We start from the raw sequence: 14,516 nt of genomic DNA, 5'->3' as shown, positions 1-14,516 counted from the left end.
GGCGGCGTCCGGCCGTGCGTTGTCGGAACAGTCCCGGGCGCCCAGCGAGCAGAACCGCCGGCCGGCCCGCCGTTAACGTCGTCGATGTACCGCCCCGGGCTCTCCGGGAGCGTGAACTGACGGCACGTCACAGTGCTTTTCCCACAGACACGTTGCCGATGAGCTCCCCCCGCGGATTCCCGCATCCACCAGAAGGAGAAGAACCGTGTTCGACCTCGACCGGGTCCACGCCGCCCCGAGCCCCGACCTGCTCACCCCGGACAACGCGATGATGCTGTTCGTGGACCACCAGCCGCAGATGTTCTTCGGCACCGGCAGCGGCGACCGTACCGCCGTCATCAACTCCACCGTCGGCCTGGCGAAGGCCGCGAAGATCTTCGACGTGCCGGTGGTGCTCTCCACCGTGGCGGCGGAGTCCTTCTCGGGCCCGCTCCTCCCCCAGCTGCGGGCGGTCTTCCCCGAGCAGGAGGTGATCGACCGGACCAGCATGAACGCCTGGGAGGACGAGGCCCTGGTCGAGGCCGTCAAGGCGACCGGCCGCAACAAGATCGTCCTGTCCGGACTGTGGACCGAGGTCTGCCTGGTCCTGCCGGCGCTGTCGGCACTGGAGCAGGGCTACGAGGTGTACGTGGTCGCCGACGCCTCCGGCGGTGTCAGCCCCCGGGCCCACGAGCACGCCCTGCAGCGGATGACCGCCGCCGGCGCCGTGCCCGTCACCTGGGTGCAGGTGCTGCTGGAGCTCCAGCGCGACTGGGCCCGCGCCGAGACCTACGTCCCGGTGACGGACCTGGTCAAGGAGCACGGCGGTGCGTACGGCCTGGGCATCGTCTACGCCCAGTCCATGATCGACCCGCACGCCGCCGGCTGACGGCCCACGCGCTACCCCACGGAGTCCGACATGAACACGGGTCTACTCCTGCTGCGCCTGGTCGCCGGTCTGCTGATCGCGGGCCACGGCGTCCAGAAGGTCAGCCACCACCTCGGCGGCGCCGGACTGGAGGGCGGCACCGCCGAGTTCCGGGGTGACGGCTTCCGCGGTGGCGTGCTCACCGCGCTGGCCGCCGGCGGCACCCAGATCGGGGCCGGGCTGATGCTGGCCCTCGGCCTGCTCACCCCGCTGGCCGGCGCGGGTGCCATGGGGGTGATGACCGTCGCCCTGACGGTCAAGTGGCCGCACGGGCTGTGGGTGCAGCACGACGGGTACGAGTACCCGCTCGTCCTGATCACCATCGGCGCGGTGCTGGCCGCCACCGGCCCCGGCCGATGGTCGGCCGACCACGCCCTCGGCATCACCCACTGGCCGCTGTGGTGGCTGCCGGTGGCCGTCCTCGCCGGCGTCGGCGGCGGCCTGGCCACCCGGCTCGCCCTGCACCGGGCCCCGGACCGGCCCTGACGGCAGCGGCGGGATCCCCGAACGGCTCGGGCCCCTGGACACGACGGTGTCCAGGGGCCCGAGCCGTTTCCCGGTGCCGGGGAGGAGGAAAGCCGGGGAGGAGGAAAGCCGGGGAGGAGGAAAGCCGGGGAGGAGGAAAGGCGTCCGGCCACGGCCGGGCCCGCCCGAGGACGGACCCGGCCCACCGGTCACGCCCCCGGCTCGGGAAGCACCACGAGGTGCTCGGCGAGGAACCAGACCTGGTTCTCACCGGTGCGGATGATCTGGGAGACCAGGAGGTCCTGGGTGCCGTCGTCGCCGAGCCGCGCCGTGCGGGCGGCGGCGTCGCGGGCTTCGGCCAGGACGGTCTCGTGCGCGTCGAGGAGCCGTGAGAGCATCGACCGCACGTCCTCGATCCCGTCCGGCGGACGCGGCACGCCCGTGATCTGAGCGGCGTGGCGCGGATCGCCCACCGCCACACCGCCGAGCATCTGCACCCGCTCGGCCAGCGCGTCGACCAGCTCCAGCTGTTCCTGGGCGTGCTTGTCGAAGAGCAGGTGCAGCTGGTACGCCGTCGGCCCGCGCATGCCCCAGTGGTACTTCTTGTACAGCGCGTACAGGAACTGGGTGTCCGCGAGGACGCGGTTGAGCCGCTGGGCGGAGTACTGGCGGGTGTCGTGGGAGAGTGCGATCGGCAGCTGGGTGACGGTGCCGAACTCCTGGATCTCGGCGCCGTGCTGGTGCAGGCGCGGCTGGCTGGTCATGCGGTGCTCCTGGGGCTCTCGGGGGGACAACTCTGTGGGGAACGAAGGGGTTTCGGCGCGGTCAGTCGCGCACGGACCGGACGGCCTCGCGGATCACGTCGGCCACCAGGCCGGGGTGGGAGAGCATGACCAGGTGCGAGGAGTCGACCTCGACCGTGGTCGTGCCCGCCCGCCGGTAGCCGAAGCGCTGGACCTCGGGGTTGATGGTCCGGTCGGCGGCGGCGACGATCCCCCAGGACGGCGTGGTCCGCCACGCGGCGGCGCTCGCGGCCTCGCCGAACGCCGCCGCGGCGAGCGGCCGTTGGGAGACCGCGAGGACCCGGGTCAGCTCGGGGTCGACGTCGGCCGCGAAGATCGCCGGGAGGCGGTCGACCTGCACCGAGACGTCGGTGCCCTCGCCCGCCCCCTCGGCGAGCGGGTACGGGGTGTACACCAGCGCGGAGGCGAGCTCGGAGTCGGGGAAGCGGCCCTGCAGCTCGCCCAGGCTCTCCCCCTCCTCCAGCGCGTAACCGGCCAGGTACACCAGCGCCTTGACGTTCTCCTCGGCGCCCGCCACGGTGATCACGGCGCCCCCGTACGAGTGGCCGACCAGCACCACCGGGCCGGGGATCCGCCGCACCACCGAGGCCAGGTAGGCGGAGTCGCCGATCAGACTGCGGTTGGGCACGGCCGGCGCCACCACCTCCAGCCCGTCGTCCAGCAGCGCGGGGACGACCCGGGCGAAGCTGGAGGCATCGGCGAAGGCGCCGTGCACGAGCACGACGGTGGGCGTCTCGTTCGTCGTCATGACTGGTCCTCGAAATCGTCGAGTCGGTCGGGGAACCCACGCCGCTCCGGGCTCCGACGCGGCGCGGGGCGGCCTCACCCTAGGAAGGCCCGGGCCCGCCGCCTGTTCCGACGGCGCACCGCCGGCAGCCGGTCCGTGCACCCCATCCGGCCGTCCGACGGTCCGGCCGTCGGGCCATCGGGCCATCGGGCCGTCGGGCCTTCCGGCGGCCACCGGAACCTCCTCGGCACTCTCGGACGACACCGTGTGCTCTCACAGGACATCGGCCCTCCGAGGCCGCGCCTAACGTATGGCCCACTCACCGCGACACCGCGGCACCGCAAGACCGCGACACCGCTGTCCGAAAGGAACGAACACCCGTGCCGTACATCACCGTTGGCCAGGAGAACTCCACCTCGATCGACCTCTACTACGAGGACCACGGCACCGGTCAGCCGGTCGTCCTGATCCACGGGTTCCCGCTGAACGGGCACTCCTGGGAGCGTCAGAGCGCCGCGCTGCTCGACGCCGGCTACCGCGTCATCACCTACGACCGCCGCGGCTTCGGCCAGTCCTCGCAGCCGACCACCGGCTACGACTACGACACCTTCGCCGCCGACCTCAACACCGTGATGGAGACCCTGGACCTCCGGGACGCCGTCCTGGTCGGCTTCTCCATGGGCACCGGCGAGGTCGCCCGCTACGTGTCCGCGTACGGCACCGAGCGGGTCGCCAAGGTCGCCTTCCTGGCCTCCCTGGAGCCCTACCTGCTCAAGACCGACGACAACCCGGAGGGCGCCGCCCCCCAGGAGTTCTTCGACGGCATCGTCGCCGCCGTGAAGGCCGACCGGTACGCCTACTACAGCGACTTCTTCCAGAACTTCTACAACCTGGACGAGAACCTCGGCACCCGGATCAGCGAGGAGTCCGTCCGCAACAGCTGGAACACCGCCGCCGCCGGCGGCTCCTACGCCGCGTCGGCCGCGCCGACCACCTGGTACACCGACTTCCGGGCCGACATCCCCCGCATCGACGTGCCCGCCCTGATCCTGCACGGCACCGCCGACCGCATCCTGCCGGCCGAGAACACCGCGCGGCCCTTCCACCGCGCCCTGCCCTCCGCCGAGTACGTGGAGATCGAGGGCGCGCCGCACGGCCTGCTCTGGACCCACGCCGAGGAGGTCAACGCGGCGCTGCTGGCCTTCCTGGCCAAGTAGACCCGGGCGGCCGCGGCGCCCCCGTCCGCGGCCGTCCGTCCATCCGCACGTCCGTACGTCTGTCTGTCTGTCTGTCCATATATCCGTACGTCCGTCCCACGGAACCGCGCCCGGCGCCCGCGTCCAGCGGGCGCCGGGCGCGCACTACGACCAGGAGGTCACCCGTGCAGCTCCGCTTAGCCCGCCGCATCGTCCCGCTGGTGACGGCGATCGCCGCGCTGACCGCGGTTCCCGTCGCCTCGGCGACCCAGAACGCGACCCAGAACGCGGCCCAGAGCGCGACCTCGGGCACGGCCCAGGCCACGGCGGCCCGGGGCACGCACCGGCAGTTCGCCGTCGGCCCGCAGTACGACTCCACCCACGTGTACGTCGCGCCGGGCACCGAGCAGGCATTCGTGGCCAGTTGGACGTCCACCTTCGGCGGCACCACGATCGGGCCGGTCTCCACCCAGGTGACGCCCACGCCCAGCCGGACGCTGTCCGAGCTGGTGGTCTCGCCGGTCGGCACGCTGTCGGTGTTCGACTACACCACGCCCGTCCCGTACCCCTTCGGCGCCGAACGCACCGGCTGGCTGGTCACCGACCTCGACCAGGCCGTCCGCGCCGCCCGGGCCGACGGCGCGGCCGTCACCGTCGCCCCCTTCGCCGACCCGATCGGCCGGGACGCCGTCATCCAGTTTCCCGGCGGGATCAACGCCCAGCTCTACGTGCACACCACGCCGCCGTCCTACCCCGCCCTGGCGAGCGTGCCGGAGAACCGGCTCTACCTCTCACCGGACTCGGTCGGCGCCTTCCTGCGCAGCTACCTCGCCTTCACCCAGGGCCGCATCGTCTCCGACGACCACCGCGCCGACGGCTCCGCCATCGGCCTGCCCGGCACGACCTACCGGCTGATCCGCCTCACCTCCGGCTTCGGCACCACCGTCGTCACCGTGACGGACGGCCACCTGCCCCACCCCTACGGCACCGAACTCACCGGCTACGGCGTCCCCGACCTCGGCGCCACCCTCCAGCGCGCCACCGCGGCCGGCGCCACCGTCCTGTCCGGCCCGGTCCGCACGGGCGGCCGCGACAGCGCCATGGTCCGCTTCCCCGGCGGCTACACCGCGGAGCTCCACACCGACCACTGATCCACCCCCCGCTCCGCGGTCGCCACCGGGCGGCCAGGCCCCTCCCCGCCTGGCCGCCCACCGGCACACCCGGCTCCCCCGCTCACCGTCCCGGGGGCGAGCACCCGCCGCCACAGCGCAGCACCCCCACGCGGCCGCACCGCCTGCCCCCCTCTGCCCTTCCATCCCACCGCCCCCGACCGGACAGCCCGGGGGCGAGCCCCGCGCCCGGGGTCGGCCGGGAGACGGCCACGACGCCGGAGGCGTGCGGCACCCCGCCCGGCGCGGCCGTCGTGCTCGTCCGCGACGGCCGCGCCGGGCGGGGTGCGGGGCTGCTCCTCGGGTGCCACCGGGACCAGACCCGCCGTACGCGGACCGGGTCCGGGGCACGCGGCCCGGTCAGGACGCGGTGTCCCGGATCCCACCCCGGGCCGCGAACGCCTGCCACTCCCGGGGCGAGACCCCGTACGCCTCGCGGAACGCCCGGCTGAAGTGGGAGTGGCTGACGAAGCCCCACCGGTGGGCGACGGCGGCGACGTTGGTCTGCCGGCGGGAGGGTCGTTCGAGCTCCCGGCGGCAGGTGTCCAGGCGTCGCTGCCGTACCCACTGGCCCACGGTGGTGCCGTCCTGCTGGAACAGCTTGTGCAGGTAGCGCACCGAGATGTGCTGCGAGCGGGCGATCGACTCGGGCGAGAGGTCCGGGTCGGCGAGGTTCTCCTCGATGTGGGCGCGGAGCCGGGTCAGGAGTTCGGCGGCGCCGGTCTGGTGCTCGGGGTTCTCCTGCTGGAGCAGCTCGGTCACCAGGACGGCGACGATGTCGGAGACGCTGCGCGCGAGGTGGTTGCCGGGCCGGGCGTGGTGGGCGCGGGTCTGGGTGGCGAGGGTGCGCAGGAACTGGGAGGCGAGCGAGCCGATGCCCTCGTTCCCGCGTGCCATCAGGCCGCCGGTGCGCCGGACGTCGCCGTGCCGGACCCCGAGGTGGAAGCAGGGGACGCGGAACCGGACCATCCGGCACCCGGCGTCCTGCAGCAGCCCTGCCGGGTGCGGGGTGGTGCCGATCAGCAGGTCCCCGGGGGCGAGTGCGGTGCTGGCGCCGTGGCGGCGGACCGAGGCCGCGCCGTGGATGTGGAGCACGACGTACAGGCAGTCCTCGGGGTCGCCCCCGGGCGGCGGGGCGAGGACGTCGATGCAGCCGTTGCCGCCGTTGCCGCCGTCGTCGTCGGCGTGGTCGACGTGGTCGACGTGGTCGACGTGGTCGACGTGGTCATGCGGCTGCGGGTGGTACGCGGTTTCGGGCATGGGTGAGGGACCCGACGGGATCACGGAAGGCTCCGACCGGTTCGATAGGTGCTGGGGATGCACGGCTGCGCTTCGGGCGACGGCTCGTTCAGGTCCGTCCGGGAGGTCCGGGACCAGCGGGTCTCCGGGGGATGAGCGGCAGCTCGTACGGATGATTCTGGCGACGTCCCGGGCCCGTTGACCACCGACCGGCGTAGGGATTGCCCGACGGAGCTTCCTCGCTCTGTAGCAAGGACGGCACCCCCCTCCCGGCCCCCGACGCCGCAGGTCAGGGCCGGTGCCCCTCCCCGGGCTCCTGGAGCAGGTCCCACAGCCGCAGTCCCAGGTGGAGGACGAGTCGGTGCGCGCCGTCGTCCAGGTCCAGGCCCGTGATGTCCTGGATCCGGCGCAGGCGGTAGTACAGCGAGGTGCGGTGGACCTCCAGGGCCTCCGCCGTCCTGGGCACCGAGCCCGCGTTCTCCAGGAAGCAGCGCAGGGTCTCCTCCAGCCGGGCGTTGCCCCCGCCGTCCAGCAGGCGCCGCAGCGGCTTGGGCAGCAGCGCCCCGTCGAGCGCGCTGTCGGGCAGCTGGAGGAGGACGGCGTACTCCCCGAGCCGCTCCCAGTCCCCGATGCCCTCCAGCCGGGGCAGCCGACGGGCCGCCCGGAGAGCCACCCTGGCCTGGTCGTGGGAGATCCACGCGTCGGCGAGGCCTGTGCGGCGTCCGCCCACGCCCACCAGCGGGACCGCGTCCGCGTCCAGGAAGGTCCGCAGGGAGCGGACGATGCCGCGGGACTGCAGGTCCAGGTCCTCGTCCGTCGGTTCCGTCTCGAAGACCTGCACCAGGACCGCCCGGTCCTGGTCGACCGCGGCCAGGCCGCGGGCCGTACGGGTCCGGCGGAACGGTTCGAGCGCGCCGCGCAGCGCCACCGAGACGTGCCCGGACGGCCCGCGCTGCCCGGCGACGGCCACGCCGGTGACCACGGCGTGGGGGCCGGCCGGCAGCAGTCCTTCGTCCAGCAGGCACCGGTGCGCCGCCCAGCGCAGCGTCACCTCCGAGCCCACCAGGTGGTGCACCAGCCGGCGGGTGCGCTCCTCGTCGGCGTCCGAGGCGAGCCGCTCGGCGTACATCTCGGCGGCCACGGCGCGGGCGGCCCGGTCGATGGCCTCGGTGTCGGCCGGGGTGAGGGGCTTCGCCGCCACGACCATCAGGATGCCCAGCAGGTGACCCCGTTCGCGGATCGGGACGCAGTAGCGCGGCCGCAGTCCCAGGTCGTCCCGGCCCGGCAGGACTCCCGGGCCGGTCCACCGGGCGACCCCCTGCGCCAGCACGTAGCGGATGGCCTCGTCGTCCGCGATGCCCTGCAGCAGCGTGCGGACCCGTACCGGGTCCTCGTCCCCGAAGTGCCGACTGGTGCAGATCATCCGCACCAGCGGGTCGTCGAGGACGACGGACCGCCCCAACTCCTCGGCCAGGCCGTCCACCAGGGACTGGAGCGCCTCGCCTCCCGGACGCGCACGCCGGCTCCACCTCTTCATGATCAATTGCCTCCCGGGGGGCATTGATACATTGGGCGAAACCGGGCGGACAAGCCTGCGACAAACCGAGGAACCGAGGGTCGCGACACGCCCGGATCACACCCGCACGGGGCGCCCGACAACCCCGGTCCGAGGAGAGCGGCCGCACCAACCTGCTTTTCTCGCACTGGGATTGACGTTCCATCACCTACCAGGAGCCCCTCCCGCCGGCGGTCCCACCCCCACGACGCGGAGCAACCCCCGCCCCGCCCCGCACCCCGGACGAACGGTGCACGGATCGTCATATCGCGGTGCACCGCCGGAACAGCTCCCCCACCACCGCTCCCTAGCCTGGGGAGCGGCTCCGCCTCCCCCTGTTCCCCGGCAGTTCCCAGGGGCCGGGGCGAGAGCACCGGCCCGCCCCGCCCCCGCGCACCCGACCGGCCGGCCTTCCCCCACGCCCGAGGGGCCGCCGGCCCCGGCACTCGCCCCGCACCACCCAGGAGAACCCGTGCCCACCCACCACCCCCTTCCGGAGGCCACCAGCACCGACCTCCTCCTCGACGCCGGACTCGTCCTCGGCGAGCGCGACTCCGTCGACGTCCCGGTGCGCCTCGGCTACCGCAGCGACGACCCCCTCGCCGTGGCCCTGGAGTTCCTCGGGCCGGCCGCGCAAGCAGGCGTCTGGCGCTTCGCCCGCGACCTCCTCTGGGAGGGCCTGCAGAAACCCAGCGGCCTCGGCGACGTCCGCATCTGGCCGCCCTGCCCCTGCCACGGCCGCCCCCACCTGCGCATCATGCTCCGGGGCCACGGCGCCGTCGTCCTCCTCGACCTCCCCTCCCGCCAAGTCCGCCGCTGGCTCCGCCGGGAGACCTTCCCCCTGGTACCCCCCGGCTCCGAAGGCCCCCTCCTCGACTGGTCCACCCCGCCCCGCCAGCTCGGTGGTGACGCGCAGGCCTGAGGGGCGACCCTCCGGTCAGACCTGACTCGCGGAGGCGAACCGGACGAACGCCGCCCAACCAGCGGACGCGATGCGGAGGACCGGCCCGTCCGGGTCCTTCGAGTCACGGACGTGGACAACAGCCCCTGTCAGCGCCACTTCTACGCACTGTCCGCCCTCCTCGCTGCTGTAAGTGCTTTTGACCCACGCGATAGGGGATTGATCAGCCTTCATGGCTCTCCCAACAACTTCTCGACGAACTCCAGGGACTCGTGAGGTGTGAGCGCCTGAGCGCGGAGGATTCCGTACTTGACCTCCAACCCACGGACCTTGTCCCGCTCCGTGTGGACATGGCTCACGTTCTGCACCTCGACGTAGGCGATCCTGCGCCCATCCTTCGTCTCGATCAAGGTGAACGGCCCTGCGAGCCCGGCGTTCTGCTTCCGGTGCAGCGGCATGACCTGAATCTCCACGTTCCGCTGTTGGCCGATCAGCAGAATCTGCTCCAGCTGGCCACGCTGTACACCGCTACCACCGATGGGTCTCCGGAGCACCGACTCATCGATGACGAAGCTCAACGTGGGAGCGGGCCGCTTGGCGAAGAGGCTCTGGCGTGCCAGGCGGGCGCTCACTCGCTGTTCGATGAGGTCATCATCGAACGGTGGTCGCATCATCGAGAAGACGGCACGCGCATATTCGTCGGTCTGCAGCAGGCCGTTGACCACAAGAGCGTCGTAAGCATGCAACTCCACCGCCTCCGCCTCCAGCTTGGCGGCGTCCCGGAAGAACGCGGGGTACCGGGCACGGGCGACCTCGTCCTTCATCGCGATCAGCACGCCGCCCGCGTTCAGCTCGTGATCCGCCCTGTCGATCAGCTCGGGCCGGGGGATTCTCCGCCCGAGCTCCACCGAGGCGATCAGGTCCTCGCCGTACCCCAACCGGGCACCCAACTGGGCCCGGGACAGCCCCGCCCGCTCCCGCAGGAGCTTCAATTGCCGTCCGAAGGCGCGTAGAAGGCCTGCCCCGTCGTCCTGTTCCGCCATGTCGACCACCTCCGGCCCACCAAGTCCACCCGGACATCCGCCCACGATCGGCTAGCGGAACCCTACGGAACGCAACCAGCCGGTGCGCCCGGAATCCTGCGAATTCACCCCGGCTATGCCGCTGCCGTGACCACCGCACCGCGCAGCAGGCCGCGCGCGCGTTCCGCGCCTCGGCGGTTGCGTTCGGCCGCGGCCACATCCGGCCCGACCCGAGGAGGCGCAACGCCCCTACAGCGTCCGCAGATCACGCCGCCACCCGGCACCGGATCCGCGCAACGCGCGCATTCCCCCATACCACCGGCGGCAGCGTCAGGCGCGGCGACGACCGCCCCCGGCATCCGCCGCTCCAGGCGTGCTCGCACGAAGCCCGCCGGCGCGAGGACATGCGTGGGCAGACCGCCCAACAGTGCCTCCCGTAGCCGCCCCACGTCCGGGTCCCGGGCGAGCCAGTCCGCCACCAGCGGTGCGAGATCGAGGACTTCAGCCACCCCCAACCGCAACCGCCGGTCCCGGGCGGTCAACCGACCGAGCAGCCCGGCCGCCTCCCCCTCGACCGACCCCACGAGGGAGGAGGTGTTCCCCTCTCTCTTCTCCTCCTTGGGGGAAGTGCCGACCTCCCGACCCTCCCCCTCACCGAGTGCCGGGTTTCGGACCGAACCGCGCCAGGCCGCCTCGATCTCGTCCGGCTCCGTCAGCGGCACGCTGCTGACGAGGACGCGGGTCGTCCACGTGCCCTTCGTCGGGTGCTGGGAGCGCCGCACGTGCAGGTAGCCCTCCTCGATCAGCTGGGCCCGCGCGCGGGCGATCGCCGTGCGCCCTTCGGGCATCCGCTTGCCGATGGTGAGGACGGTGTCCCGGCTGCCGGGCGGCAGCGACAGTGCCCACAGCAGCAGCGTCTTCGCCGTGGCCCGCAGACGGGGGTGGCGGACGATCTCGTGTGACGCCCGTACATAGCGTTCGGGCGCGATAAAGTGCACGTGCATGAGGAGGCCTTGTTCCTTGTGCCTGACCCCGGGGTGTTCCAGCACCGCCGGGGTCATCTATTGATCTGTAGCCGGACGGTAGCACGCGGTGACCACCCCCCGCCCCCGAATCCGCGAACCGCCCGCCTCAGCCCGCTCCACCACAGACGGCACCGGACTCCGCCGGTATCAGCCGCACCTGCCGTGCCGTCAACTTGAGAGGCTCGGCCTCCGCCAGTCCCGCGCACCGCCGCGCACCTCGATCAGCGTCAGAACCCGCTGGTCGTACACCTTCGTTCCCATGCCCGCGGCCTACCCGGAAGGACCTCCTCGACACCCGCGTACACGGCTGCCCACCGGCCGTACACGGCCCGGCCGTACGCGCGTCGCCGCTGGTCACGGCCTCTCCGCGCCCGGCACGCTCCTGCCCATGACATCCCTGCACAACCCCAGCACTCCCGAAGCGGCCACTCCCCTCCGGGAGTTCGCCATGCGGTTCAGCTCCACCCCGCGCGGTGCCCGGCTCGCCCGCCGGCTCGTCTCCCACCGCCTCGACGGCTGGGGGTACGGCTACGACTCCCCGCTCAACGAAACCCTGACCCTGATCACCGCCGAACTCGCCGCCAACGCCGTCCGCCACGGCCGCGTCCCCGGCCGGGACTTCGCCGTCCGGCTCGCCGAGCACCCCGATGCCCTCCGCATCGAGGTGTCCGACACCCGCGCCGAACGGACTCCCCCGACCGCTCCCCCGGCCCCGCCCGCCGACGCGGAGTCCGGCCGCGGCCTGCTCCTGGTCGCCGCCCTCGCCGACGGCTGGGGTACCTCCCCGCGCTCGGCAGCCCCGGGCAAGACGGTCTGGGCGGAGTGCCGGCGACGGTAGACCCGCAGCACAGTCGATGGGATCGTTCCCACCCCCGGACGAACCGGCCAGCAGGATGACCGTACGTATATGCCTGGGGGCGAAGCGAGGACGCGGGCGGTGACTGGCTGTCCCAGCGCGTCGACCGCTCGAAGAGCCGGGCCGGCGCGCAGAACATGCACGACTTCCTGATGCGCAGGAGCAGCGCGGCCACCCGAAGCCGCACTTCGTCCGCGTCACCCCGGACCGGTACTGGAGCGACGTCGGACGACCAGCGCTCCCCTCGCCTGTCCCGGGCCCGCGGCCCGGTCCCCCGAACACACGGCGCCGACATCGTCCGGCCCGGCGAGCCGACCCTCCTGAAGGCTGTTCTCACGCCCTGAGACACGTCACGACGCCAAGCCGGTCGGCCGCAGACAGGAAGCGCCCGGGTGAGCCCATCCCCGGGACCCGTCCCCGTGGCCGGCTGCACGAGAACGCGCGATGCGACGACCCCCCCACCCTCTGACCGCCCACGCATGGCGAATGACGGTCGTGCACGCACGAGACCGCGTTCCCCCGCCTCAGCGCTCCCGCCCACGCGCCTTCAGGGGCAGGGCGGGGAGCTCCGGGGCGGGGAGGCGGTCGCCGGCGTAGCCGTGGACGGTGCCGAAGCGAGTGCCGGTCATCCAGTCGGTGCGGGCCTGGGCGATGTCCTCGGTGGACCGCCCGATGAAGTTCCACCACATGACGATCTTCTCGTCGGAGGGTTCGCCGCCGAGGAGGAGGACGGCGGCGTCGGTGTGGGCGTGGAGGGGGAGGTCGGGGCGGCCGCAGCCGAGGTAGAGCATGGAGCCGGGTTCGACGGGGACGCCGTCGACGTCGGCCCGGCCGGACATGGCGAGGACGGCGTACTCGAAGTCGCGGACGAGGGGGATCCGGAGGTCCGCGCCCTCGCTGAGGGCGAGGTCGGCGCCGACCAGGGGGGTGTGGGTGGTGCCCGGCGACGTGGCGGTGTCGAGGGTGCCGAGGATGACGGTGCCGCGCAGGCCCGGGGCGGTGACGACGGGCAGGTCGGGGTGGTGCTCGAAGGCGGGGGCGGTGTGCCGGTGGGCCTCCGGGAGGGCCACCCAGAGCTGGGCGCCGTGCAGGTAGCGGGCGTGCGGGCGCGGGGACTCCTCGGAGTGGGAGATCGCCCGGCCGGAGGTCATCAGGCCCAGTTCGTACGGCCGGACGGTCTGCAGGCTGCCGAGGCTGTCGCGGTGCAGCACCTCGCCCTCGTGCAGCCAGCTGACCGTCTGCAGGCCCATGTGCGGGTGCGGCGGGACCTGCATGCCGGGCTCGGCGGCGATGTCATCGGGGCCGTAGTGGTCGACGAAGCACCAGGCGCCGACCATCCGGCGGCCCAGGTTGGGGAGCAGGCGGCGGACCACCGTGCTTCCTCCGAGCGGCACTTGACGCGGCGTCAGCAAATCCTTCACCGGGCCGGGGCTGGCCTCGCGGCCGCAGGTGGTCGGGGCGGGCTTGAGGTCGAGGTTACTCATCGCGGTTCCACCACCGTACGAGGAGGGCCGGGCGGAGAGAGCCGGGCCGAGAGGGGCCGGGCCGAGGGGCGCCGGGCGGAGAGGGCTCCGTCACCGATCATCCGGCACCGCCCGGTGTTCCTCCACCCGCGCCCGTCCATCCGGCGCCCCACCAGCCGGCGCCCCACCAGCCGGCGCCCGGCGCTGAGCACCCCGGCGCCGACCATCCGGCCGTGCGCACCCGGCCGTGCGCACCCGGCCCAGGCCGGCCGCCCAACCCCCAGGCCGCCCGCCCAGGCCCGAGCCGTCCGCGCCGGCTCAGTGCCGGCAGGCCCACCACGCGTCCGCCGACGCCTGGTCGGCGAGCTCCCGCAGCTTGCGGACCGCCTCCGCGGGGTCCTCCGCCCCGTACACCGCCGAGCCGGCCACGAACACGTCCGCACCGGCCTCGGCGCAGCGCTCGATGGTGCTCGCGGAGACGCCGCCGTCGACCTGCAGCCACAGCTCCAGGTCGTGCTTGGCGATCAGCTCCCGGGTGCGGCGGATCTTCGGCAGCATGATGTCCAGGAACGCCTGGCCGCCGAAGCCGGGCTCGACGGTCATGATCAGCAGCATGTCGAGCTCGGGCAGCAGGTCCTCGTACGGCTCGATCGGGGTGCCGGGCTTGAGCGCCATGGACGCCCGGGCGCCCTTGGCGCGGATCTCGCGGGCGAGCCGGACGGGCGCGGCCGCGGCCTCGACGTGGAAGGTGACCGAGCCGGCGCCGGCCTCGATGTACTGGGGGGCCCAGCGGTCCGGGTCCTCGATCATCAGGTGCAGGTCGAGCGGGATGTCGGTGGCGCGGGCGAGCGACTCGACCACCGGCACGCCCAGGGTCAGGTTGGGCACGAAGTGGTTGTCCATGACGTCCACGTGCAGCCAGTCGGAACCCCGGACGGCCTCGGCCTCGTCGGCGAGCCGGGCGAAGTCCGCGGACAGGATGCTGGGGTTGATCTGGGCCATGACCGACTACCTTCACATGAGGGCTGGGGCGCCCCGGGAGCGGGCACCTCGCCCCATCATCTCGCGCCGTACCACCGCCGCCCGCACACGGGTGACCCCCGAGTGACCGTCATCACATCCCCGCCGGGGTTACCGGGGCCGTCGCCGTGGTCATCAGCCCTGAGCGGTCCACGCACCCGCCGGAGC

General features: G+C 73.1%; 15 protein-coding genes. 6 read left to right on the top strand and 9 right to left on the bottom strand.

What is annotated here, in order from left to right; translation table 11 throughout:
* The first annotated feature begins 205 nt into the window (after nt 1–205).
* On the top strand, nt 206–868 hold the full coding sequence (locus ACIRD3_RS17535) for a hydrolase (RefSeq protein ID WP_402216964.1): 663 nt from the start codon (nt 206–208) through the stop codon (nt 866–868).
* 30 nt (nt 869–898) lie between these two features.
* Complete coding sequence (locus ACIRD3_RS17530; protein ID WP_402216961.1) at nt 899–1,393, top strand: DoxX family protein; 495 nt, start codon at nt 899–901, stop codon at nt 1,391–1,393.
* 188 nt (nt 1,394–1,581) lie between these two features.
* On the opposite strand, the gene ACIRD3_RS17525 is transcribed toward ACIRD3_RS17530, so the two are convergent.
* Nucleotides 1,582–2,136 (bottom strand): Dps family protein, encoded by a 555-nt coding sequence (locus tag ACIRD3_RS17525; RefSeq protein WP_402216959.1) that lies wholly within the window; start codon nt 2,134–2,136, stop codon nt 1,582–1,584.
* Between the two features lie 61 nt (nt 2,137–2,197).
* Entirely contained in the window at nt 2,198–2,923 is a 726-nt protein-coding gene (locus ACIRD3_RS17520) for an alpha/beta fold hydrolase (RefSeq protein ID WP_402216957.1), read from the bottom strand.
* 359 nt (nt 2,924–3,282) lie between these two features.
* On the opposite strand from ACIRD3_RS17520, the gene ACIRD3_RS17515 reads away from it, so the two are divergent.
* Nucleotides 3,283–4,119, top strand: coding sequence for an alpha/beta fold hydrolase (locus ACIRD3_RS17515; protein WP_402216954.1), 837 nt, complete (start codon nt 3,283–3,285; stop codon nt 4,117–4,119).
* Between the two features lie 164 nt (nt 4,120–4,283).
* Complete coding sequence (locus tag ACIRD3_RS17510) at nt 4,284–5,249, top strand: VOC family protein (protein ID WP_402216951.1); 966 nt, start codon at nt 4,284–4,286, stop codon at nt 5,247–5,249.
* Nucleotides 5,250–5,627: 378 nt separating this feature from the next.
* Here ACIRD3_RS17510 and ACIRD3_RS17505 read toward each other — a convergent pair whose 3' ends face one another.
* Nucleotides 5,628–6,527 (bottom strand): helix-turn-helix domain-containing protein, encoded by a 900-nt coding sequence (locus ACIRD3_RS17505; RefSeq protein ID WP_402216948.1) that lies wholly within the window; start codon nt 6,525–6,527, stop codon nt 5,628–5,630.
* Nucleotides 6,528–6,795: 268 nt separating this feature from the next.
* Nucleotides 6,796–8,043, bottom strand: coding sequence for a PucR family transcriptional regulator (locus tag ACIRD3_RS17500; RefSeq protein ID WP_402216946.1), 1,248 nt, complete (start codon nt 8,041–8,043; stop codon nt 6,796–6,798).
* A gap of 490 nt (nt 8,044–8,533) precedes the next feature.
* On the opposite strand from ACIRD3_RS17500, the gene ACIRD3_RS17495 reads away from it, so the two are divergent.
* The gene (locus ACIRD3_RS17495; protein ID WP_402216943.1) at nt 8,534–8,983 is read left to right on the top strand and encodes an SsgA family sporulation/cell division regulator; all 450 of its coding nucleotides are present in this window, start codon (nt 8,534–8,536) and stop codon (nt 8,981–8,983) included.
* Nucleotides 8,984–8,998: 15 nt separating this feature from the next.
* On the opposite strand, the gene ACIRD3_RS17490 is transcribed toward ACIRD3_RS17495, so the two are convergent.
* The 3 genes from ACIRD3_RS17490 to ACIRD3_RS17480 form a co-directional block, all read right to left on the bottom strand.
* Nucleotides 8,999–9,196, bottom strand: a complete 198-nt coding sequence (locus tag ACIRD3_RS17490; protein WP_402216941.1) for a DUF397 domain-containing protein — start codon at nt 9,194–9,196, stop codon at nt 8,999–9,001.
* The gene (locus ACIRD3_RS17485; RefSeq protein ID WP_402216938.1) at nt 9,193–10,005 is read right to left on the bottom strand and encodes a Scr1 family TA system antitoxin-like transcriptional regulator; all 813 of its coding nucleotides are present in this window, start codon (nt 10,003–10,005) and stop codon (nt 9,193–9,195) included. Before ACIRD3_RS17485 ends, ACIRD3_RS17490 begins: the two co-directional genes overlap by 4 nt.
* Nucleotides 10,006–10,118: 113 nt before the next feature.
* Nucleotides 10,119–11,045: a hypothetical protein gene (locus ACIRD3_RS17480; RefSeq protein WP_402216936.1), complete on the bottom strand. Its 927-nt coding sequence runs from the start codon at nt 11,043–11,045 to the stop codon at nt 10,119–10,121.
* Between the two features lie 352 nt (nt 11,046–11,397).
* Between ACIRD3_RS17480 and ACIRD3_RS17475 the strand changes: the two genes are divergently transcribed.
* Nucleotides 11,398–11,847, top strand: coding sequence for an ATP-binding protein (locus tag ACIRD3_RS17475; protein ID WP_402216934.1), 450 nt, complete (start codon nt 11,398–11,400; stop codon nt 11,845–11,847).
* Nucleotides 11,848–12,389: 542 nt separating this feature from the next.
* Here ACIRD3_RS17475 and ACIRD3_RS17470 read toward each other — a convergent pair.
* Together ACIRD3_RS17470 and rpe are read right to left on the bottom strand one after the other, a co-directional pair.
* The gene (locus tag ACIRD3_RS17470) at nt 12,390–13,349 is read right to left on the bottom strand and encodes a pirin family protein (protein WP_402216932.1); all 960 of its coding nucleotides are present in this window, start codon (nt 13,347–13,349) and stop codon (nt 12,390–12,392) included.
* A gap of 297 nt (nt 13,350–13,646) precedes the next feature.
* Nucleotides 13,647–14,330, bottom strand: coding sequence for a ribulose-phosphate 3-epimerase (rpe, locus tag ACIRD3_RS17465; RefSeq protein ID WP_402216929.1), 684 nt, complete (start codon nt 14,328–14,330; stop codon nt 13,647–13,649).
* Nucleotides 14,331–14,516 lie beyond the last annotated feature (186 nt).

Source organism: Kitasatospora sp. NPDC093550 (assembly GCF_044764985.1).
In the GTDB taxonomy this organism is placed as follows: Bacteria; Actinomycetota; Actinomycetes; order Streptomycetales; family Streptomycetaceae; genus Kitasatospora.
The sequence above is the reverse complement of the archived record's forward strand: the minus strand, read 5'-3'. Positions and strand labels throughout refer to the sequence as shown.

Coding starts and splice junctions, on each gene's coding strand:
- ACIRD3_RS17530 (WP_402216961.1), top strand. CDS start 899: ATGAACACGGGTCTACTCCTGCTGCGCCTGGTCGCCGGTCTGCTGATC.
- ACIRD3_RS17525 (WP_402216959.1), bottom strand. CDS start 2,136: ATGACCAGCCAGCCGCGCCTGCACCAGCACGGCGCCGAGATCCAGGAG.
- ACIRD3_RS17520 (WP_402216957.1), bottom strand. CDS start 2,923: ATGACGACGAACGAGACGCCCACCGTCGTGCTCGTGCACGGCGCCTTC.
- ACIRD3_RS17505 (WP_402216948.1), bottom strand. CDS start 6,527: ATGCCCGAAACCGCGTACCACCCGCAGCCGCATGACCACGTCGACCAC.
- ACIRD3_RS17500 (WP_402216946.1), bottom strand. CDS start 8,043: ATGAAGAGGTGGAGCCGGCGTGCGCGTCCGGGAGGCGAGGCGCTCCAG.
- ACIRD3_RS17490 (WP_402216941.1), bottom strand. CDS start 9,196: ATGAAGGCTGATCAATCCCCTATCGCGTGGGTCAAAAGCACTTACAGC.
- ACIRD3_RS17485 (WP_402216938.1), bottom strand. CDS start 10,005: ATGGCGGAACAGGACGACGGGGCAGGCCTTCTACGCGCCTTCGGACGG.
- ACIRD3_RS17480 (WP_402216936.1), bottom strand. CDS start 11,045: ATGACCCCGGCGGTGCTGGAACACCCCGGGGTCAGGCACAAGGAACAA.
- ACIRD3_RS17475 (WP_402216934.1), top strand. CDS start 11,398: ATGACATCCCTGCACAACCCCAGCACTCCCGAAGCGGCCACTCCCCTC.
- ACIRD3_RS17470 (WP_402216932.1), bottom strand. CDS start 13,349: ATGAGTAACCTCGACCTCAAGCCCGCCCCGACCACCTGCGGCCGCGAG.
- rpe (WP_402216929.1), bottom strand. CDS start 14,330: ATGGCCCAGATCAACCCCAGCATCCTGTCCGCGGACTTCGCCCGGCTC.